Source organism: Streptomyces sp. NEAU-174 (assembly GCF_052665095.1).
On the sequence record NZ_JBQTCE010000002.1, the window covers coordinates 1,043,071 to 1,061,759 of the forward strand.

General features: G+C 71.6%; 19 protein-coding genes. 2 read left to right on the forward strand and 17 right to left on the reverse strand.

All coding sequences use genetic code 11. The annotated features are described in order from the left end of the window. Positions 1–59: 59 nt before the first annotated feature. Positions 60–641, reverse strand: coding sequence for a bifunctional pyr operon transcriptional regulator/uracil phosphoribosyltransferase PyrR (gene pyrR / locus ACT2CW_RS09170; protein ID WP_037951650.1), 582 nt, complete (start codon positions 639–641; stop codon positions 60–62). A 219-nt stretch (positions 642–860) separates the two neighbouring features. Here pyrR and bldD point away from each other — a divergent pair, with 219 nt between their 5' ends. Next, positions 861–1,361 (forward strand): transcriptional regulator BldD, encoded by a 501-nt coding sequence (gene bldD, locus ACT2CW_RS09175; RefSeq protein WP_014056259.1) that lies wholly within the window; start codon positions 861–863, stop codon positions 1,359–1,361. 120 nt (positions 1,362–1,481) lie between these two features. Here bldD and nusB read toward each other — a convergent pair whose 3' ends face one another. The 14 genes from nusB to rpsD all read right to left on the reverse strand — a co-directional run bounded on the left by nusB (position 1,482) and on the right by rpsD (position 15,497). After that, positions 1,482–1,934, reverse strand: a complete 453-nt coding sequence (nusB, locus tag ACT2CW_RS09180; RefSeq protein ID WP_445516196.1) for a transcription antitermination factor NusB — start codon at positions 1,932–1,934, stop codon at positions 1,482–1,484. 2 nt (positions 1,935–1,936) lie between these two features. Continuing rightward, positions 1,937–2,503: an elongation factor P gene (gene efp / locus ACT2CW_RS09185; RefSeq protein ID WP_037951647.1), complete on the reverse strand. Its 567-nt coding sequence runs from the start codon at positions 2,501–2,503 to the stop codon at positions 1,937–1,939. Positions 2,504–2,567: 64 nt separating this feature from the next. Then, entirely contained in the window at positions 2,568–3,680 is a 1,113-nt protein-coding gene (locus ACT2CW_RS09190; protein WP_445516197.1) for an aminopeptidase P family protein, read from the reverse strand. 63 nt (positions 3,681–3,743) lie between these two features. Next, on the reverse strand, positions 3,744–4,622 hold the full coding sequence (locus ACT2CW_RS09195; protein WP_445516198.1) for a Pro-rich N-terminal domain-containing protein: 879 nt from the start codon (positions 4,620–4,622) through the stop codon (positions 3,744–3,746). Between the two features lie 290 nt (positions 4,623–4,912). Next, entirely contained in the window at positions 4,913–6,016 is a 1,104-nt protein-coding gene (aroB, locus tag ACT2CW_RS09200; protein WP_445516199.1) for a 3-dehydroquinate synthase, read from the reverse strand. Further along, complete coding sequence (locus ACT2CW_RS09205) at positions 6,013–6,495, reverse strand: shikimate kinase (protein ID WP_445516240.1); 483 nt, start codon at positions 6,493–6,495, stop codon at positions 6,013–6,015. The genes aroB and ACT2CW_RS09205 overlap by 4 nt, the downstream gene beginning before the upstream one ends. Positions 6,496–6,539: 44 nt before the next feature. Next, entirely contained in the window at positions 6,540–7,724 is a 1,185-nt protein-coding gene (gene aroC, locus ACT2CW_RS09210) for a chorismate synthase (RefSeq protein ID WP_164425036.1), read from the reverse strand. A gap of 234 nt (positions 7,725–7,958) precedes the next feature. Beyond that, positions 7,959–8,786 (reverse strand): shikimate dehydrogenase, encoded by an 828-nt coding sequence (locus tag ACT2CW_RS09215; protein ID WP_414082014.1) that lies wholly within the window; start codon positions 8,784–8,786, stop codon positions 7,959–7,961. Positions 8,787–8,792: 6 nt separating this feature from the next. Continuing rightward, complete coding sequence (gene mltG / locus ACT2CW_RS09220) at positions 8,793–10,565, reverse strand: endolytic transglycosylase MltG (protein WP_445516200.1); 1,773 nt, start codon at positions 10,563–10,565, stop codon at positions 8,793–8,795. Positions 10,566–10,653: 88 nt separating this feature from the next. Beyond that, entirely contained in the window at positions 10,654–11,124 is a 471-nt protein-coding gene (gene ruvX / locus ACT2CW_RS09225) for a Holliday junction resolvase RuvX (RefSeq protein WP_445516241.1), read from the reverse strand. Further along, positions 11,124–13,793 carry an alanine--tRNA ligase gene (gene alaS / locus ACT2CW_RS09230; protein ID WP_445516201.1) on the reverse strand — a complete coding sequence of 890 codons (2,670 nt, stop codon included), beginning with the start codon at positions 13,791–13,793 and terminating at the stop codon, positions 11,124–11,126. The genes ruvX and alaS overlap by 1 nt, the downstream gene beginning before the upstream one ends. Next, positions 13,793–14,122, reverse strand: coding sequence for a DUF6167 family protein (locus tag ACT2CW_RS09235; protein ID WP_445516202.1), 330 nt, complete (start codon positions 14,120–14,122; stop codon positions 13,793–13,795). The genes alaS and ACT2CW_RS09235 overlap by 1 nt, the downstream gene beginning before the upstream one ends. An 8-nt stretch (positions 14,123–14,130) precedes the next feature. Further along, the gene (locus ACT2CW_RS09240) at positions 14,131–14,580 is read right to left on the reverse strand and encodes a DUF948 domain-containing protein (RefSeq protein WP_037951634.1); all 450 of its coding nucleotides are present in this window, start codon (positions 14,578–14,580) and stop codon (positions 14,131–14,133) included. Positions 14,581–14,885: 305 nt separating this feature from the next. Then, the gene (rpsD, locus tag ACT2CW_RS09245; RefSeq protein ID WP_037951633.1) at positions 14,886–15,497 is read right to left on the reverse strand and encodes a 30S ribosomal protein S4; all 612 of its coding nucleotides are present in this window, start codon (positions 15,495–15,497) and stop codon (positions 14,886–14,888) included. A 193-nt stretch (positions 15,498–15,690) separates the two neighbouring features. Here rpsD and ACT2CW_RS09250 point away from each other — a divergent pair, with 193 nt between their 5' ends. Beyond that, positions 15,691–16,455, forward strand: a complete 765-nt coding sequence (locus ACT2CW_RS09250) for a DUF2470 domain-containing protein (protein WP_445516203.1) — start codon at positions 15,691–15,693, stop codon at positions 16,453–16,455. Between the two features lie 42 nt (positions 16,456–16,497). On the opposite strand, the gene ACT2CW_RS09255 is transcribed toward ACT2CW_RS09250, so the two are convergent. After that, positions 16,498–17,886 (reverse strand): replication-associated recombination protein A, encoded by a 1,389-nt coding sequence (locus ACT2CW_RS09255; RefSeq protein ID WP_445516204.1) that lies wholly within the window; start codon positions 17,884–17,886, stop codon positions 16,498–16,500. 63 nt (positions 17,887–17,949) lie between these two features. Further along, the gene (locus ACT2CW_RS09260) at positions 17,950–18,591 is read right to left on the reverse strand and encodes a vitamin K epoxide reductase family protein (RefSeq protein ID WP_375792240.1); all 642 of its coding nucleotides are present in this window, start codon (positions 18,589–18,591) and stop codon (positions 17,950–17,952) included. Positions 18,592–18,689 lie beyond the last annotated feature (98 nt).

Genomic DNA, 18,689 nt, shown 5'->3' on the forward strand with positions numbered 1-18,689 from the left:
GTACGTCGGGCGGGTGCCCCTTCGGTCGCGGGGGTGGCACTCGCCGTCGGTGCGGGGCGCTACTTCCCGTCCGCCGGGGTGGTCTCGCGCAGCCCGAGGAGCACGCTGTCGCGGCCGTCCTCCTCGGTGAGCTGGACCTTGACCGTCTCCCGCAGCGACGTGGGGAGGTTCTTGCCGACGTAGTCGGCGCGGATCGGCAGTTCCCGGTGGCCGCGGTCGACGAGGACCGCGAGCTGCACAGCGCGCGGCCGCCCGATGTCGCCGAGGGCGTCGAGGGCGGCGCGGATGGTGCGGCCGGAGAAGAGCACATCGTCGACGAGGACCACGAGGCGGCCGTCGATGCCGTCGTCGGGGATCTCGGTGCGGGCGAGCGCGCGGGCCGGGCGCAGCCTCAGGTCGTCGCGGTACATCGTGATGTCGAGCGAGCCGACCGGGATCCGGCCGGGCTTGCCGGTGATCTCTTCGAGCCGGGCGGCCAGCCGCCGGGCGAGAAAGACACCACGGGTGGGAATGCCGAGCAGCACCACGTCATCGGCGCCTTTGGCGCGCTCGACGATCTCGTGGGCGATGCGGGTGAGAACGCGCGCGATATCCGGTGCTTCCAGCACCGAGCGCGCGGCGTCCGAGGTACGGGCGTCCATACGAGGACCTCCTTCTCCGCCTCACGGGACGGACCTTAAAGGACGGTCGGATTTGCGCCATTCACACTAGCAGGAGTATCGAGTGCCCCCGTCAACACCCCTGGCCGGAGCCCCTCCGCTCCGTTCGGCTTGACGAATGGAAATTACGCTGCGTAACCTCACAGTGAGTGACCAGCCGCGCGGCACAGCCGCACGTCGATACAGCGTCCGGGGAGCTTTATGTCCAGCGAATACGCCAAACAGCTCGGGGCCAAGCTCCGCGCCATCCGCACCCAGCAGGGCCTCTCCCTCCACGGTGTCGAGGAGAAGTCCCAGGGCCGCTGGAAGGCCGTGGTGGTGGGATCGTACGAGCGCGGCGACCGCGCCGTGACCGTGCAGCGTCTCGCCGAGCTGGCCGACTTCTACGGCGTCCCGGTGCAGGAGCTGCTTCCGGGCACGAGCCCGGCCGGGGCCGCGGAGCCGCCGCCGAAGCTGGTACTGGACCTGGAGCGACTGGCCCATGTGCCGGTCGAGAAGGCGGGCCCGCTCCAGCGGTACGCCGCGACGATCCAGAGCCAGCGTGGTGACTACAACGGCAAGGTGCTCTCGATCCGTCAGGACGATCTGCGCACCCTCGCCGTCATCTACGACCAGTCGCCGTCCGTGCTGACCGAACAGCTGATCAGCTGGGGCGTGCTGGGCGCCGACGCCCGCCGCGCGGTCCAGCACGAAGACGTCTGAGTCCCTCTTTCCCCTGTTCACCCGCAGAAACGTGCCGCCGGGGGCAGTGGAGCCCTACTGGGTCCTCCACCGCCCCCGGCGGCTTTGTCGTGTGATGAACGCGGCTGTGCCTGGTGCCGGCTATGCCTGGGGCTCCCGGGGCTCCTGCTCGCGACGCAGACTCGGCTTCAGCTCCTTGATGCGGCCCAGCAGGCCGTTGACAAAGGCCGGCGAGTCATCGGTGGAGAACTCCTTGGCGAGCTGCACCGCCTCGTCGATCACCACCGCGTCCGGCGTCGCGTCCTCCCACACCAGCTCATAGGCGCCCAGCCGCAGGATGTTCCGGTCGACGACCGGCATCCGGTCCAGCGTCCAGCCCACCGCGTAGGTCGCGATCAGCTCGTCGATCCGGGCGATGTGCTGTGCATAGCCCTCGACGAGCTGCATCGTGTATTCGCTGACCGGCGGCTGCCGGTCGTCGGTCCGGGCGAGCCGTATCCAGTCCGCGAGCACGGTCTGCACGGTGCTCCCGCGCTGATCGGCCTCGAAGAGGATCTGGAAGGCGCGCTTACGGGCCTTGTTGCGGGCAGCCACGGTTAGTTGTTCACCCGACCGAGGTACTCACCGGAGCGGGTGTCGACCTTGATCTTCTCACCGGTGGTGATGAACAGCGGCACACCGATCTCGTAGCCGGTCTCCAGCTTGGCGGGCTTGGTGCCACCGGTGGAGCGGTCGCCCTGGACGCCCGGCTCGGTGTACTCGATCACCAGCTCGACGGCGGCGGGCAGCTCGACGTACAGCGGGTTGCCCTCGTACATCGCCACGACGGCCTCGAACCCCTCGAGCAGGTAGCGGGCGTTGTCGCCGACGACCTCGGGGGTGATGTAGATCTGGTCGAAGGTGTCCATGTCCATGAACACAAAGCTCTCGCCGTCCTTGTACGAGAACTGCATGCCGCGCTTGTCGACATTGGCCGTCTCGACCTTCACACCGGCGTTGAAGGTCTTGTCGACCACCTTGCCGGACAGCACGTTCTTGAGCTTGGTGCGCACGAAAGCGGGGCCCTTGCCGGGCTTGACGTGCTGGAACTCGACGACGGACCACAGCTGGCCGCCGTCGAGCTTGAGCACCATGCCGTTCTTGAGGTCGTTCGTGGATGCCACGGTTGCGGGTTCTCCTGGACTACAGCTGGTGGAGACCAGAGAGCCGCCGGCGCGCCCGGTTCCGCTAGAGCGCGAGCAGCTCTTTGGTCGTGATGGTGAGTAGCTCGGGTCCGCCGTCCGCCTCGGGGCGGACGACGAGCGTGTCATCGATCCGGACACCGCCCCGGCCCGGGAGGTGGACCCCCGGCTCGACGGTGACCGGCACACAAGCGTCCAGTTTACCCATGGCGGACGGTGTGAGCCGAGGGTCCTCGTCGATTTCCAGGCCCACACCGTGTCCGGTGCACGGTTCCAGCCCGTCTCCGAAGCCCGCGGCGGTCAGCACCTGACGGGTCACCCGGTCCACGTCCCGGTACGCCCGGCCCGGCAACAGCGCCTCCCGCCCGGCCCGCTGAGCGGCGAATACCGCATCGTACAGCTCGACCTGCCAGTCCGCGGGCGAGGGTCCGATGACGAAGGTACGGCCCACCTGGCAGCGGTAGCCGCGGTAGTCGGCGCCGAGCGAGATGGTGAGGAAATCGCCCTCCTCGACCCTCCGGTCGGTGGGCGGATGGCCGGGGCGCCCGGCGTTGGGCCCCGCCGCGACCACGGTGGGGAAGGCCGGGCCGTCCGCGCCGTGGTCGACCAGCCGGCGCTCCAGCTCCAGCGCCAGATGCCGCTCGGTGCGGCCCACCAGGATCGACTCCAGCAGCTCGCCGAGCGCCTGGTCGGCGAGCTCCCCGGCGATCCGCATACAGGAGATCTCCTCGTCGTCCTTGATGAGCCGCAACTGCTCGACGGCGCGGCCCAGATCGGCCAGGCGGACGCGGGGGGCGGCGGCGCCGAGCGCCCGATGGCGGGCGACGGTCAGATCGTGCTCCTCGACGGCCAGCGACTCGGCGCCGTCCGCCGCGGCCAGATCGGCGGCGGCCACGGCCGGATCGCCGTCCGAGCCGGGCACCACCAGCAGCCGCGGCTCGTCGGAACGCGGCGGGCCCGCGGAGAGCGGGGGCGCGGACGGGACCTCGGTGGCCACCAGCACATCCTGGACGGGTCCGAGCAGCAGCACGGCCCCGGGCGGCACGGCGCCGCACAGATAGCGCACATTGGCGGGCCGGGACACCAGCGCCGCCGCGCTCCCGGCCGCGGTGCACTGATCGTGCAGACGGGCACGTCGGGCCGCGTACACCTCGGACATGTCCCCGAGCGTACGCACGCCCGTCGGGTACGGCCGGTCGAGCGGGTCCGGACGGGGGGTGTGTTACCAGCTCGGGGGGCTCGCGATGGAGCGGGTGACGACCTCGTCGAGCATGCGGGCCGTGGTCTCCACGTCGTACGTGGAGTTGTCGATGATCGGCAGACCGGAGCCGTACCACCCCGCCATCCGGCCGTGGATCCGCGCCACCTCCTCGTCGCTGAGGCGGCGGTTCCCGCTGCGGGCCGCGTTCCGCTCCAGGACGATCTCCAGGCCCGGAAGGACCACCACCGGCAGCAGCCCGGGGCCCACATGGCGCTTCCAGCCGCCGAGGCCGACGACCGGGCGGTCCGGGAACACGGCGTCGTCGAGGATGCAGGAGATCCCGTTGGCCAGGAAGTTACGGGCCGCGAAGCCGCAGGTGCGGCGGGCGAGACGGTACTGCGCCTCGGAGTGCTCGTTCCATCCCGACTGGGGGTTGGCGAAGCCGGACCGGACCCACTCCCGCACATCGTCCAGGCTGATGTGCGCGGTCGGCACCCGGCGGCGGTCGGCCCAGTAGCGCGCGACCGTGGTCTTGCCCGCGCCGGCCGGTCCGATCAGCAGCACCGCCACCGTCGCCTGCGAGACATCGGCGAGCGACGGGTCCGACGGGGGATGCGGCAGCGGCACCGGACCGCCGGGCGGCAGCTGGACATGGCCGGTGGTGTTCACCGTCTCCAGCGGCGCCCCGGGGGGCGCGGGCGGGGTCGGCGGAGGGGACGCCGGATGCTGCGCGGGCGGTACCGGGTGCCCGGCCACGGGAGGCACGGGCGGGGCGGGGGGATTGGGGTGAGGTCCCGGGTGATGGTTCGCATTCGCGCCCTGCGCCCAGCCCGCGCCCTGCTGCCCGGGAACCGGCCCCGGCCGGTGGGGCGGTGGCAGCGGAGCTCCCGCATGCTGCATCCGGTGGCACTCCGTCTCGTACAGGCAGTTCTCGTCCGACAACTGTCAGGTGCTGATACGGCGCTGGGGCCGCTCCTACCGAACGGTACCTGCCCAACGCTCCGCTGTGTGAACGGACCGCAAACCCGCTGTGTCCCCGCCGCCCCGCGTCAGCCAGGCATTTCGTCCCTCAAGGGCCGCAACCGCCAGGGCCCGGGGGCCGTTCGAAAGCCCGCGGCGGGGCCGCGGGCTTTCGTCGTCGTCGAGGCGATGACAGAGCTGTGACGCGGGAAGACGGTTTACGAACCGGGTCAGCCGGAGACCTCGGCGTACGCCGCGAGCAGCACCGCCGGGTCCGGACCCTCCAGCACGGTGGGCTTGGCGACACCGTCCAGGACGATGAAACGCAGCAGGTCACCGCGGGACTTCTTGTCGACCTTCATGGTCTCCAGCAGCTTGGGCCACTGGTCGCCGCGGTAGGTGAGCGGCAGGCCCACGGCCTCCAGGACGGTGCGGTGCCGGTCGGCCGTGGCGTCGTCCAGCCGGCCCGCCAGCCGGCCCAGCTCGGCGGCGAAGACCATGCCCACGGAGACGGCCGCGCCATGGCGCCAGTTGTAGCGCTCGTTCTTCTCGATGGCGTGGGCGAGCGTGTGGCCGTAGTTGAGGATCTCCCGCAGCCCGGACTCCTTGAGGTCGCTGGAGACGACCTCGGCCTTGACCCGGATGGAGCGCTCGATGAGCTCGGCGGTGTGCGGGCCGGCGGGCGTACGGGCGGCGACCGGGTCCCGCTCGATGAGCTCCAGGATCTCCGGGTCGGCGATGAAGCCCGCCTTGATGACCTCGGCGAGCCCGCTGACGTAGTCGTTGACCGGCAGCGAGTCCAGCGCGGCCAGATCGCACAGCACCCCGGACGGGGGGTGGAAGGCGCCGACGAGGTTCTTGCCCTCGGCCGTGTTGATCCCGGTCTTGCCGCCGACGGCGGCGTCGACCATGCCGAGCACGGTCGTGGGGACGGCGATCCAGCGCACTCCGCGCAGCCAGGTGGCGGCCACGAACCCGGCGAGGTCGGTGGTCGCGCCGCCGCCGACGCCGACGATCACATCGGTGCGGGTGAAGCCGGTCTGCCCGAGCGCCTTCCAGCAGTACGCGGCGACCTCGGCGGTCTTGGCCTCCTCCGCGTTGGGCAGCTGGATCGCGATGGCGTCGTACCCCTGCTCGGCGAGGTCCTGGCGGATCGCCTCACCGGTCTCGGCCAGCGCCTCGGGGTGCAGAACGGCGACGCGCTTCGCAAGCGTGCCGAGCAGCCCGGGGAGCTCACCGAGCAGCTGCCGGCCGATCAGCACCTCGTACGGAGCGGTGCCCGCGGTGCCTCCGACCTGGACGCGCGTGGGGGTGTCGGCCACAGGGGATGTCATGCGTTCTTCAGCTCCAGTACGTCCAGGACGGCCTCGGCGACGGCCTCGGGGGTGCGGTCCTCGGTCGACACCACGGCGCGGGCGACCTCGGTGTACAGCGGGCGGCGCTGCTCCATCAGCTCGCGCCAGCGCTGACGCGGATTGACCGCGAGCAGCGGGCGCGGGGCGTCGAGACCGGTGCGCTTGACGGCCTCGGCGACGCCCATCTCCAGGAAGACGACCGGGAGGCCCGCGAGCAGCGCCCGGGTGCCCTCGTCGAGGACGGCGCCGCCGCCCAGCGCGAGCACGCCCCGGTGCCCGGCGACGGCGGTCCGCACCGCCTGCCGCTCCAGCTCGCGGAAGTGCGCCTCGCCCTCGTCGATGAAGATCTCCGAGATCTCCTTGCCCGCCGTCGCGACGATGTCGGTGTCGGTGTCGCGGAAGGTGGTGCCGAGCCGCTCCGCGAGCACCTGCCCGACGGTGGTCTTGCCGACCCCCATGGGCCCGACCAGCACAACCGCCGGACCCCCGCCAATGTCCCCGCTCACCGGATGCCCAGGTTCTCGAGGAAGCCCTTCACGTTGCGCCGGGTCTCGGGAACCGAGTCGCCGCCGAACTTCTCCGCGACCGCGTCCGCCAGCACCAGCGCGACCATCGCCTCGGCGACGATCCCGGCGGCCGGGACGGCGCACACGTCGGAGCGCTGGTGGTGGGCCTTGGTGGCCTCGCCGGTGGTCACATCGACCGTGGCCAGCGCCCGCGGCACGGTCGCGATCGGCTTCATCGCGGCGCGGACGCGCAGCAGCTCGCCGGTGCTCAGCCCGCCCTCGGTGCCGCCGGAGCGGCCCGTGGAGCGCCGGATGCCCTCGTCCGTGGAGACGATCTCGTCGTGGGCCTTGGAGCCGGGCACCCGCGCCAGGTCGAAGCCGTCGCCGACCTCGACGCCCTTGATGGCCTGGATGCCCATCAGCGCGGCGGCCAGCCGTGCGTCGAGCCGACGGTCCCAGTGCACATGCGAGCCGAGGCCCACCGGCACGCCGTACGCGAGCACCTCGACGACACCGCCGAGCGTGTCGCCGTCCTTGTGGGCCTGGTCGATCTCGGCCACCATCGCCTTGCTCGCGTCGGCGTCCAGGCAGCGCACCGGGTCGGCGTCCAGCCTCTCGACGTCGGAGGGCTTGGGGAGGACGCCGTACGGCGCCTTCGCGGCGGCCAGCTCCACGACGTGCGAGACGATCTCGATCCCGGCCGTCTCCTTGAGGTAGGAGCGGGCGACGGTACCCAGCGCCACCCGGGCGGCGGTCTCGCGGGCGCTGGCGCGCTCCAGGATCGGCCGGGCCTCGTCGAAGCCGTACTTCTGCATCCCGGCCAGGTCGGCGTGGCCGGGGCGGGGGCGGGTGAGCGGGGCGTTACGGGCGACGCCCTCGAGGATCTCGGCGTCCACCGGGTCGGCGGCCATGACCTGCTCCCACTTGGGCCACTCCGTATTGCCGACCATGATCGCGACCGGGGAGCCGAGGGTCAGCCCGTGGCGTACGCCGCCGATGAAGGTGACCTCGTCGCGCTCGAACTTCATCCGGGCACCGCGGCCATAGCCGAGCCGCCGTCGGGCCAGGGCGTCCGCCACCATGTCGGTGGTGATCGGCACCCCGGCGGGCAGCCCCTCCAGCGTCGCCACGAGTGCGGGGCCGTGCGACTCCCCCGCGGTCAGCCAGCGCAACCTGCTCAACGGTGCTCCCTCATGCGCGTGCCTCGACGTCGTGCGGCGCGGCCCGGTCCGCGCGACTCCGGCCCGCACCTCCGATCCTCCCACGACCGGGGCGTCCGCTCGGTTCGTGGTCCATGAGGTGGACGCTCGCGGCGCCCCGGAGAGCGGCCGGGGACGGGCCGGACGGGGCCGGGGACGGGCCGGACGGACCCGACGAGGGGCCGGAGGGAGCCGACGAGGGGCCCGTGGGACGGCTCAGCGGGCCGCCAGCGCCTCGCGCATCGCGGCCAGCGGCGCCGGGGCGCGGCCCGTCATCTGCTCGACCTGGAGCACCGCCTGGTGCACCAGGAGGTCCAGGCCGCCGACCACCGAGCCGCCGCGCGCCGCCCAGGCGGCGGCCAGCGGGGTGGGCCAGGGCTCGTAGAGGACGTCGAAGAGCGCGCCGGGGCGGTCCGGTACGGCCGCGGCGAGCGCGTCTGTGGTGCCCGCGGGGGTGGTGGCGATCACCAGCGGCGCGCCGAGCGCCTCGGCCGCGTCGCCCCAGTCCGCGGTGCGCACCGCGACGCCCAGCCGCTCGCCCCACTGCCGCATCTCGGCGGCGCGGGCCGCGCTGCGGACGTACGCGGTGACCTCGCCGTCGCAGATCCGGGAGAGCGCGGCCAGCGCGGAGGAGGCCGTGGCGCCGGCGCCCAGCACGGCGGCGCGCGCCACGCGCCCGACGCCGCGCTCCCGCAGCGCCGCCAGCATGCCGGGGATGTCGGTGTTGTCCCCGCGCCTGCGGCCGTCGTCGCCGAAGACGACCGTGTTGACGGCCTCCACCGAGGCCGCGGTGTCGCTGATCTCGTCCAGCAGCGGGATGACGGCGCGCTTGAGCGGCATGGTCAGGGACAGCCCGGCCCAGGCCGGTCCCGCGTCCTCGCCGAGGTGCTTGAAGAAGTCCGGCAGCCCGGTCTCGTCCACCTCGAAGCGGTCGTACGTCCAGCCGGTCAGGCCCAGTTCGCGGTAGGCGGCGCGGTGCAGCACCGGTGACAGGGAATGGGCGATCGGCGAACCGAGCACCGCTGCCCTGCGGTTTTCCGACATCTTTCCTCAGCCGTTGTTCTTGCGCTGCTTATTGAACTTGTCGACCCACTTCTGGTGATCCGTGTAGGTCTTGGAGAACTGGCTCGTCTTGCCGTCGAGCGAGACGAAGTAATACCAGCCGTCGCCGGTCGGGTTCATCGCCGCCTTCAGCGCGTCATGGCCCGGATTTCCGATCGGACCGGGCGGAAGTCCCTTGTAGAAGTAGGTGTTGTACGGGTTGTCGTACTGCTTGATCTCGCTGATCGGGATATCGATCTTGCTCTGGTTCTTGATGTAGTTGTAGGTGGAGTCGAATTCCACCTTGCCGTATGTCTCCGGGTTCGCGGGCTTCAGCCGGTTGTAGACGACCTCGGCCATCTTCCGGAAGTCGTCGTGGGTGACGCCCTCCGCCTGGACCAGGCTGGCCACGCTGATCAGCTGGAGCGGGGACTTCAGGCCCAATTCCTTGGCCTTGCCCTCCAGATCCAGACCGGAGTAGTTCCGATTGGCCTCGGCGACCATCTTCCGCAGTACGTCCGCGGGTTTGGCGCCCTCGCCCACGCTGTAGCGGGACGGGTACAGGAAGCCTTCCAGCGGATCCTTGATCTTGCTGTTGTCGTCGGCCCAGGAGGGCAGCCCGAGGTTCTTGGCCTCCTTCTTGGCGACGCCCGCGGTGGTCCCCGCCTTGAGGCCGATCTTCTTGTCGATCGCCGCGTAGATCGTGGCGTCGCGCATGCCCTCGGTGACGATCAGCGCGTTGCTGCTGCTGGGGTCGAGCATCAGCTTGACCGCCGCCGCGCCGGACATCTCCTTGCGCAGGGTGTAGGTGCCCGGCTGGACGAACTTGCCGCTGTCCTCCACGGCGTCGACGAAGGCGCCGCTGCTCTTGACCACGCCCTTGTCGGCGAGGATCGAGCCGATCTCGGCGTTGCCGGAGCCGGACGGGACCTCCACCTCGATCCGGCCGGTGCCCTGGCCGGAGTAGTCGGGTGCGGGGCCGAAGCGGGTCTGCCAGAAGTCGTAGGCGTAGTAGCCGCCTCCGCCGACGGCGCCCACCAGAACGACGGTCACGAAGAGGCAGGCCACGCCGCTGCGGCGCTTCTTGGGCTTGCCCTTCTCGCCGGAGCGCTCGCCGTCCTCGCCGTCGTCGTCCGCGTCATCGGCGTCGCCCCGGCCGCCGCCGTCGTTGAAGAACGGATGGTCGTCCTCTTCGTCCGCCTGGAGGGGCGGCTCCTCGGGGGCCTGGCGCTGGCGCGGCACCTGGTGCTCCGCGGGCACCGTGGGCATCTGCTGAGTGCCCTGTTGTCCCTGGTAGGGGTCCTGGCCCGGGTAGGAACCGCCCTGGCCGCCATAGGGGTCCCGCGGGTCCATCCCGCCGTACGAGCCGTCCTGGGGCGGGTAAGGGCCGCCCTGGCCGGGGTACTCCTGCGGGTGCCGCTGATGCGGGTAACCGGCGTCCTGGCCGTCCCACTGGGGCTGCTGATGCTGCTGCTGGGGGTCGCGCGGATAGCCGTGCGGATACTGCTGGTGTCCGTAGGGGTCCTGGCCGTACGGGCCCTGGCCGTAGCCGCCCTGACCGTAGGGATCCTGGCCGTAGGCGTCCGGTGCGTACGGATCCTGTGCGTAGGTGTCCTGCTGGGCGTAGGGGTCCTGCGCGTACCGGTCCTGTGCGTAGGGATCGTCCTGTGCGTAGGGATCCTGGCCGGCCGCCGCGTGGTGGCCGCTCCACTCTCGGTCCCCGTACAGCGGATCCTCGGGGTGCCACGGTTGGGAGCCGGGTCCCCGGCCGTACTCAGTCATCGATCCCCTAGCGACGGAGGTGGTCACCGCTCGGCGTGTGCGTGGCACGGGCGGCGGCCATGCCGCGCGGAACGTTACCGTATCGCGATCAGATGACCACTTCGACGGCTTCCCCGGGGGCCCTCCCCGAGGCCCGCTCGGTCTCCAGCGCGCTCTGGAGGATCACCACGGCAGCCGCCTGGTCAACGACGGAACGGCCCTTCTTGGACGTCATCCCGGAGGCGCGCAGCCCCTGGGAGGCTGTGACAGTGGTCATACGCTCGTCGACGAGCCGCACCGGCACCGGGTTGACCCGCCGCGCCAACTCGCGCGCGAAGGTGCGCACTTTGGCCGCGGCCGGCCCCTCGCGTCCGCTGAGCGAACGCGGCAGGCCGACCACCACCTCGATCGGTTCGTACTCCTCGACGATCGCCACGAGCCGCTTGTGGGCGGCCGGGATGTCGCGTCCCGGCACGGTCTCCACGGGGGTGGCGAGGATCCCGTCGGGGTCGCACGAGGCGACCCCGATCCGGGCGTCCCCGACGTCGATGGCGATCCGCCTGCCGCGTCGCACGACGATCAGGCCGATTCCGCGACGAGCCGCTCGACGGCCTCGATGGCCTCGCCGACGGCCTCCGGGTTCTGACCGCCGCCCTGGGCCACGTCCGGCTTGCCGCCGCCTCCGCCGCCGAGCGTCTTGGCGGCGGTGCGGACCAGGTCACCGGCCTTGAGCCCGCGCTCACGGGCGGCCTCGTTGGTGGCGATGACGGTCAGCGGGCGGCCGCCCGCCACGGTGAAGAGGGCGACGACGGCCGGGCGGTCACCCGGAATGCGGCCACGGACGTCCAGGACCAGCTTGCGCAGATCGTCGGCGGAGGTGCCGTCCGGCACCTTGGCGGCGACCAGGGCCACGCCCCGGACGTCCTTGGCGCCCTGGACGAGACCGGCGGCGGCCTGGAGCACCTTCTCGGCGCGGAACCGCTCGATCTCCTTCTCGGCCTCCTTGAGCTTGCTCAGCATGCCGGAGATCTTCTCCGGCAGCTCCTCGGGTCGGCCCTTGACCAGGTCGGTGAGCTGGGAGACGACCGTGTGCTCCCGGGCGAGGAAGTTGTACGCGTCCACGCCCACCAGGGCCTCGACCCGGCGCACCCCGGAGCCGATGGAGGACTCGCCGAGCAGCTTCACCAGGCCCAGCTGGGCGGTGTTGTGCACATGGGTGCCACCGCACAGCTCCTTGGAGAAGTCGCCGATGGTCACCACGCGCACCCGGTCGCCGTACTTCTCGCCGAACTCGGCGATGGCGCCCTGCTTCTTGGCGTCGTCCATGCTCATCACCTCGGCGGTGACGTCGAGTTCGCGGGAGAGCACCTCGTTGATCTTCTGCTCGACGTCCGTGAGGACCGCGCCGGGCACGGCGGTCGGCGAGCCGAAGTCGAAGCGGAAGCGGCCGGGCGAGTTCTCCGAACCGGCCTGGGCGGCGGTCGGGCCCAGGGCGTCGCGCAGCGCCTGGTGGGTGAGGTGGGTGGCGCTGTGGGCGCGGGCGATGGCACGGCGGCGCTTGATGTCGATCCGGGCGTGGGCCCCGGCGCCGACCGTCACCTCGCCGACCTGGACGACGCCCTTGTGCACGCTGACCCCGGGCACCGGCTGCTGGACGTCCCGGACCTCCACCACGGCGCCGGTGTCCAGCTTGATCCGGCCGGTGTCGGCGAGCTGGCCGCCGCCCTCGGCGTAGAACGGGGTGCGGTCCAGGACGACCTCGACCTCGTCGCCCTCGGTGGCGGCGGGCGAGGACACCCCGTCGACCAGCAGGCCGACGACGGTGGACTCGCCCTCGGTGTGGAGGTAGCCGGTGAATTCGGTCTGGCCGGAGCTGTCGGCCACCTCACGGTAGGCGGACAGGTCGGCGTGGCCGGTCTTCTTGGCCTTGGCGTCGGCCTTGGCGCGCTCCCGCTGCTCCTTCATCAGGCGGCGGAAGCCCTCCTCGTCCACCGAGAGGCCCTGCTCGGCGGCCATCTCGAGGGTGAGGTCGATCGGGAAGCCCCAGGTGTCGTGGAGCAGGAACGCCTTGTCGCCGGGGAGCACGCTGCCGCCGGTGGCCTTGGTGTCGGTCACGGCGGTGTCGAGGATGTTGGTGCCGGCCTTGAGCGTCTTGAGGAAGGCCGACTCCTCGGCGAGGGCGACGGTCTCGATCCGCTTGCGGTCGGTGAGCAGCTCCGGGTACTGCTGGCCCATCGTCTTGAGGACGACGTCGACCAGCTCGCCGACGACCGGCTCGGTGGCGCCGAGGATGCGCATGTTGCGGATGGCGCGGCGCATGATGCGGCGCAGCACATAGCCGCGGCCCTCGTTGCCGGGGGTGACGCCGTCGCCGATGAGCATGACGGAGGTGCGCATGTGGTCGGCGACCACGCGCAGCGAGACGTCGGAAGTCCGGGCGGCGCCGTAGGCGACCCCGGTCAGCTCGGTGGCCTTGTCCATGACGACGCGCAGGGTGTCGGTCTCGTACATGTTCCGCACGCCCTGGAGGATCATCGCCAGGCGCTCGAGGCCGAGACCGGTGTCGATGTTCTTGCTGGGGAGCTCGCCGAGGATCGGGAAGTTGTCCTTGCCCTCGCCCGGACCGCGCTCGTACTGCATGAAGACCAGGTTCCAGATCTCCACATAGCGCTCGTCGTTGACGGCCGGGCCGCCCTCCTCGCCGAACTCCGGGCCACGGTCGTAGTTGATCTCGGAGCAGGGGCCGCAGGGGCCGGGGACGCCCATGGACCAGTAGTTCGGGCCCATGCCGAGGCGCTGGATCCGGTCGGCGGGGACGCCGATCACCTCGCGCCAGATGCGCTCGGCCTCGTCGTCCTGCTCGTAGACGGTGATCCACAGCCGCTCGGGGTCGAGGCCGTAGCCACCCTCCTCCTGCGAGCTGGTCAGCAGCTCCCAGGCGTACTTGATGGCGCCTTCCTTGAAGTAGTCGCCGAACGAGAAGTTCCCGCACATCTGGAAGAAGGTGCCGTGGCGGGTGGTCTTGCCGACCTCTTCGATGTCCGGCGTACGCACGCACTTCTGCACGCTGACGGCGCGGTCGAAGGGCGGCTTGACCTCACCGAGGAAGTACGGCTTGAAGGGCACCATGCCCGCGGGGACCAGCAGCAGCGTCGGGTCGTCCGCGATGAGCGACGCCGACGGCACGACGGTGTGCCCGCGCTCCTCGAAGAAGCGCAGCCAGCGGCGGCGGATTTCAGCCGACTCCATCAGTGGTCCTCATTTCCGGCTTCGTGGAGCTTGTAGGGGGTGGTGCGGGTCAGCTCGGCCCGGCTCCGCTGGGCCGGGAGCCGCTTGCGGTCGTCCGGCGGTGGCGCGGAGAGCCCGAGCGCGTCCTTGAGCGCGGCCTCGCGGTCGGCCATGCCGTCCCGTACGTCGAGGGCGAAGACCTTGATCCGCCGACCCGCCAGCACCGCGCGGTCGGCGGCCTGCGCCGCCAGGCTCTCCGGAGTGAGCTGGTTGAGCTTGCGGTTGACCTTGGTGGTGGCCCACACCCCGGCGGCGACGCCGGTGGTGAACCAGAATGTGCGGCGGAACATCCGGTCTGTCAGCCCTTCGATCCACGGTTGCGGCGGCCGCCCCGGCGGGCGGACGGCAGGGTCTTGCCGATGACGACGTTGCGCGTGGGCGCGGGCTCGTCCTCCTCCGCCCGCCCCTTGCGGCCGATCGCCCGCCGGACGCCGTAGCCGAACGCGGCCACCTTGACCAGCGGTCCGCCGAAGGCGGTGGAGACGGTCGAGGAGAGCGCGGAGGCGTTGGAGGTGACCTCCTGGACGTCGGAGGCGATCGAGTCCACCCGGGCGAGCTGGGTATTGGCCTCGCGCACGGTCGCGGACGCCTCGCTCAGCAGCGGCACCGCCTGGTCGGTGACCTCGGCCACCAGTCTGGTGGCCGCCTTGAGCGTCTGGGCCAGCCTTACCAGCGCCAGCGCCAGGAAGGACACCAGGATCGCCCAGAAGACGGCCACGAGGATCCCGGCCACCTCTCCACCGGACACGTCGCACCGCTCCCTGTCGCCGCTCGTCGTCGTTGTCTCGTATTGGTCGTGTTGGTCGTGCTCGGCGCGCTGACGTGTCGTGATGACGCGTCGTTCGGCGTCGTCCGTCGCCCGCCGCTCTCGGGCGGTATCCGGGTGCGGGCGGCAGGTATCGACCTTATCGCGCCGCGGACGCGCACCCGAAACGCATAACGGCCGCCGGGCGCCCGGTGCGGACCCGCCATCGGACAAGCCCGCGGGTTCCCCGTCGACCGGTGTCGAGGGGGAACCCGCGGGCTCGGGTGCGTACGGTGCGCTCCGCCGGATCAGCGGGCGTAGTACTCGACGACGAGCTGCTCGTCGCAGATCACCGGGATCTCCTTGCGGTTGGGGTCCCGGTCCAGGCGGAAGGCGAGCGCCTTCAGGTTGACCTGGAGGTAGCGCGGGGTCTCGCCGTCGGGGGCGTAACCACCCTCGCGCGCCACCTGGAAGGGGACCTTCTCGCGGCTGCGCTCGCGGACCATCACCACGTCGTCCGGGCGGACCCGGAAGGACGGCTTGTCGACCTTGCGGCCGTTGACCTCGATGTGGCCGTGGGTGACCATCTGGCGGGCCTGGTAGATGGTGCGGGCGATGCCCGACCGCAGAACGAGCGCGTCCAGACGGCGCTCGAGCTCGACGACCAGGGCCTCGCCCGTCTTGCCCTCGGCCTTCCGGGCGCGGTCGTAGGCACGGGCCATCTGGCGCTCGCTGATGTCGTACTGGGCGCGCAGCCGCTGCTTCTCCAGCAGCCGGACCTTGTAGTCACTGGTCTGCTTGCGGCCACGGCCGTGCTCGCCCGGCGGGTAGGGGCGGGCCTCGAAGTACTTGACGGCCTTCGGGGTCAGAGCGATGCCGAGCGCCCGCGACTTCTTGACCTTGGGACGCGACTGGTTCACGGGGAACGAACCTCCATGTAAGTTAGGTGAGCCTTACCTTAGCCGAGGAGAACGCATGTTTCGACCTGGGATCCCCCTGCCCAGCACTGGTCAGAGCCCCGAGGAGGGTCAGCCGCGTCCCATGGAAAGCACCCTGCGGCCCACACCGGCAGAGCGCGTACGTACTCTCGTTGAATCCAAGGCTACGGCTTCGTTGACGATTCCCGGAATCGAGGCCCTGGACGACCTGGGGGCGGACGGTCCCACCGCCCGTACGGTCGCCCCGGACGGGGATGTGCTGCTGCTCGTGCCCAGCGCCTCCCCCGCCGCCCGCGCCGCCGCCCACGCCCAGGACGACGAGCTGACCTGCGTGATGGAGATCACCGACGTGGCCCCCGTCGCGATGCCCCACCGGATCCGGGGCCGCGCCTGGGTGGCCGGCTGGCTCACCCCCGTCCCCTGCGGTGAGCGCACGCGCACCGCGGCGGCGCTGCTGGCCGAGCGGCATCCGGTGGGCGAACTGCTCGGCCTCGACCAGGCGCCGCGGCCGTCGCGGCGCGGTGGGCCGGCCACCGGGGTGGGGCCCGCCGGGAGAGCCGCCTGGACGCTGCTGCGGCTGGAGGTCGGCGAGGCGTGCGTGGACGACCTGTGGGGCCAGGACGGCGTCGAGCCGGACGACTTCACCTCGGCCGACCCCGATCCGCTGGTCCGGCACGAGGCCGATCTGCTCCAGCACCTGCACGCCGCCCACAGCGAGCAGGTGCGCGGGCTGTGCGCGCTGCTCGGCGACCGCTCCGGCCTGGTCTGCGCCCGGGGCCCGGCCACCCCGGTGGCGCTGGACCGCTTCGGTCTGCGGGTGCGCTTCACGGACGAGGCGGACCGGCCGTTCGACGCGCGCTTCGACTTCCCCGAGCCGGTGCGGAGCGTGTCCGAGCTGCGGTACGCGATGCACGCCCTGTTCGACGCGGCGGCGAGCTGAGGACGCCGTCCTGGTGGCGGGTGGGGTGAGGCGGGCTGACCGCTACGACGAGGTGGTGGCCGGACCGTCGCCGGACGGCGGCGGGTCGCCGCGCAGCCGCGCCCGCACCCGCTCCACCACATCCGCGTACCGCGCCTCGGCCCCGTACCGCGTGGGCTCGTAGTACCGCTTGCCGTGGATCTTGTCCGGTGCGTACTGCTGTGCCGCGATGCCGCCGGGCAGATCGTGCGGATAGAGATAGCCCTGTGCGTGGCCGAGCTTCTTGGCGCCCTGGTAGTGGCCGTCGCGCAGATGCGGCGGCACCGGCCCGGCCAGACCCGCCCGCACATCGGCGAGCGCGGCGCCGATGGCGGTGGTGGCGGCGTTGGACTTGGGCGCGAGCGCCAGGGCGATGGTGGCGTGGCTCAGGGTGAGCGCGGCCTCCGGGAAGCCGATCAGGGCGACCGCCTGCGCCGCCGCCACGGCGGTGGGCAGCGCGGTGGGGTCGGCCAGGCCGATGTCCTCGCTCGCCGAGATCATCAGCCGGCGGGCGATGAACCGCGGGTCCTCCCCCGCCTCGATCATCCGGGCCAGATAGTGCAGCGCCGCATCCACGTCCGAGCCGCGGATGGACTTGATGAGGGCGCTGGCCACGTCGTAGTGCTGGTCCCCGGCGCGGTCGTACTTCACCGCGGCCCGGTCGACCGCCTCCTCCAGCGAGGTGAGCGTGACCTCGGCCTCGCCCTTGTCCAGGGCCGCCCCGGCGCCCGCCTCCAGCGCGGTGAGCGCCCGCCGGGCATCGCCGCCCGCTATCCGCAGCAGATGCGCCTCGGCGTCCTCGGGGAGGGTCACCGCCCCGCCGAGCCCACGCTCGTCGGTGAGCGCGCGCCGCAGCAGCCCGCGCAGATCGTCGTCGGTCAGCGGCTCCAGGGTGAGCAGCAGCGAGCGGGAGAGCAGCGGGGAGATCACGGAGAAGTACGGATTCTCGGTGGTGGCCGCGATCAGCGTCACCCAGCGGTTCTCCACGGCGGGCAGCAGCGAGTCCTGCTGGGCCTTGCTGAAGCGGTGGATCTCGTCCAGGAAGAGCACGGTGTCCCGCCCGTACGCCCCGGAGGAGCGGCGCGCGCCGTCGATGACGGCCCGGACCTCCTTGACCCCCGCGGTGATGGCCGACAGCTCGACGAAGCGCTTCTGGGTGGCCTGGCTGACCACATACGCCAGCGTCGTCTTGCCGATGCCCGGCGGGCCCCAGAGGATCACCGACGACGGCCCGGCCGGCCCCCCGCCGCCCTCGCCCACGAGCCGCCGCAGCGGGGACCCGGGGCGCAGCAGATGCTGCTGGCCCACGACCTCGTCGAGGGTGCGCGGACGCATCCGCACGGCCAGCGGACTGCTGGCCGGATCCTTCTCCTGGCGGTCCTCTGCGGCGGCGGTGAACAGGTCTGGCTCCACCCGGGAAGCCTATGACACCGCACTGACAACGCCGCCGCGCGCGGGGTTTCGGAGGGTGCGGGCTCAGCCCTGCGCGCCCGTCCAGAAATCCCACCAGCGGGTCAGGATCAGCATGCCGATGACGCCGATCCACATCACCGGGACCACCCAGTGGAACTCCATGAGCCCGCGCCGCAGCCCGTCCGGCGCCGGGAGGTAGCCGTGCTTGAGGTTGTGGCCGGTGACGTAGCAGAACATCACGATGGTGGCGACCCAGGCCAGGCAGCACCACAGGCACAGCGAGCCGATGACGTACAGCGACTCGTACTGGAGCCAGGTCACGAAGCCGACGCCGAAGAGCGTGCCCGCGTTGAAGGTCAGCCAGTACCAGCGCGGGAAGCGCGCCCCGGTCAGCAGTGACATGCCCACGCAGATCACGATGCCGTAGGCGACGAGGCCGAGCATCGGGTTCGGGAAGCCGAACGCCTGCGCCTGGTCGCTCTCCATGATGTTGCCGCAGGAGACGACGGGGTTGAGGCTGCACCCGGGCGTGAAGACCTTGCCGTCGGCCTTGTACTCCAGGATCTTGTTCTTGTCGATCGTGATGACCCAGGCGGCCAGCAGTCCGAGCGCCCCAGTGATCACGAGCAGGAGGGCGAAGGCACGACTGCCACCCGTCCCGGCCCGCGCACCGTCCCGCGCCTCGCCGGACTCCACGTCGTCCATCACTGTCGTCGCCATACTCGCCGTCCGTCGCTCTCCGCCGTCTCCAGCCCCGTCGGGCACGGCCATTGTGCCGCACCCGCTGTCGCCGCAAGGCGCGC

Bases quoted from the DNA above. Each gene is read 5' to 3' on its own strand.
- ACT2CW_RS09205 (WP_445516240.1), bottom strand. From the start codon at position 6,495: ATGGGGGTCGGCAAGACCACCGTCGGGCAGGTGCTCGCGGAGCGGCTC.
- ACT2CW_RS09195 (WP_445516198.1), bottom strand. From the start codon at position 4,622: ATGCAGCATGCGGGAGCTCCGCTGCCACCGCCCCACCGGCCGGGGCCG.
- pyrR (WP_037951650.1), bottom strand. From the start codon at position 641: ATGGACGCCCGTACCTCGGACGCCGCGCGCTCGGTGCTGGAAGCACCG.
- bldD (WP_014056259.1), top strand. From the start codon at position 861: ATGTCCAGCGAATACGCCAAACAGCTCGGGGCCAAGCTCCGCGCCATC.
- aroB (WP_445516199.1), bottom strand. From the start codon at position 6,016: ATGACATCCCCTGTGGCCGACACCCCCACGCGCGTCCAGGTCGGAGGC.
- ACT2CW_RS09215 (WP_414082014.1), bottom strand. From the start codon at position 8,786: ATGTCGGAAAACCGCAGGGCAGCGGTGCTCGGTTCGCCGATCGCCCAT.
- alaS (WP_445516201.1), bottom strand. From the start codon at position 13,793: ATGGAGTCGGCTGAAATCCGCCGCCGCTGGCTGCGCTTCTTCGAGGAG.
- ACT2CW_RS09260 (WP_375792240.1), bottom strand. From the start codon at position 18,591: ATGGACGACGTGGAGTCCGGCGAGGCGCGGGACGGTGCGCGGGCCGGG.
- ACT2CW_RS09235 (WP_445516202.1), bottom strand. From the start codon at position 14,122: ATGTTCCGCCGCACATTCTGGTTCACCACCGGCGTCGCCGCCGGGGTG.
- mltG (WP_445516200.1), bottom strand. From the start codon at position 10,565: ATGACTGAGTACGGCCGGGGACCCGGCTCCCAACCGTGGCACCCCGAG.
- ACT2CW_RS09190 (WP_445516197.1), bottom strand. From the start codon at position 3,680: ATGTCCGAGGTGTACGCGGCCCGACGTGCCCGTCTGCACGATCAGTGC.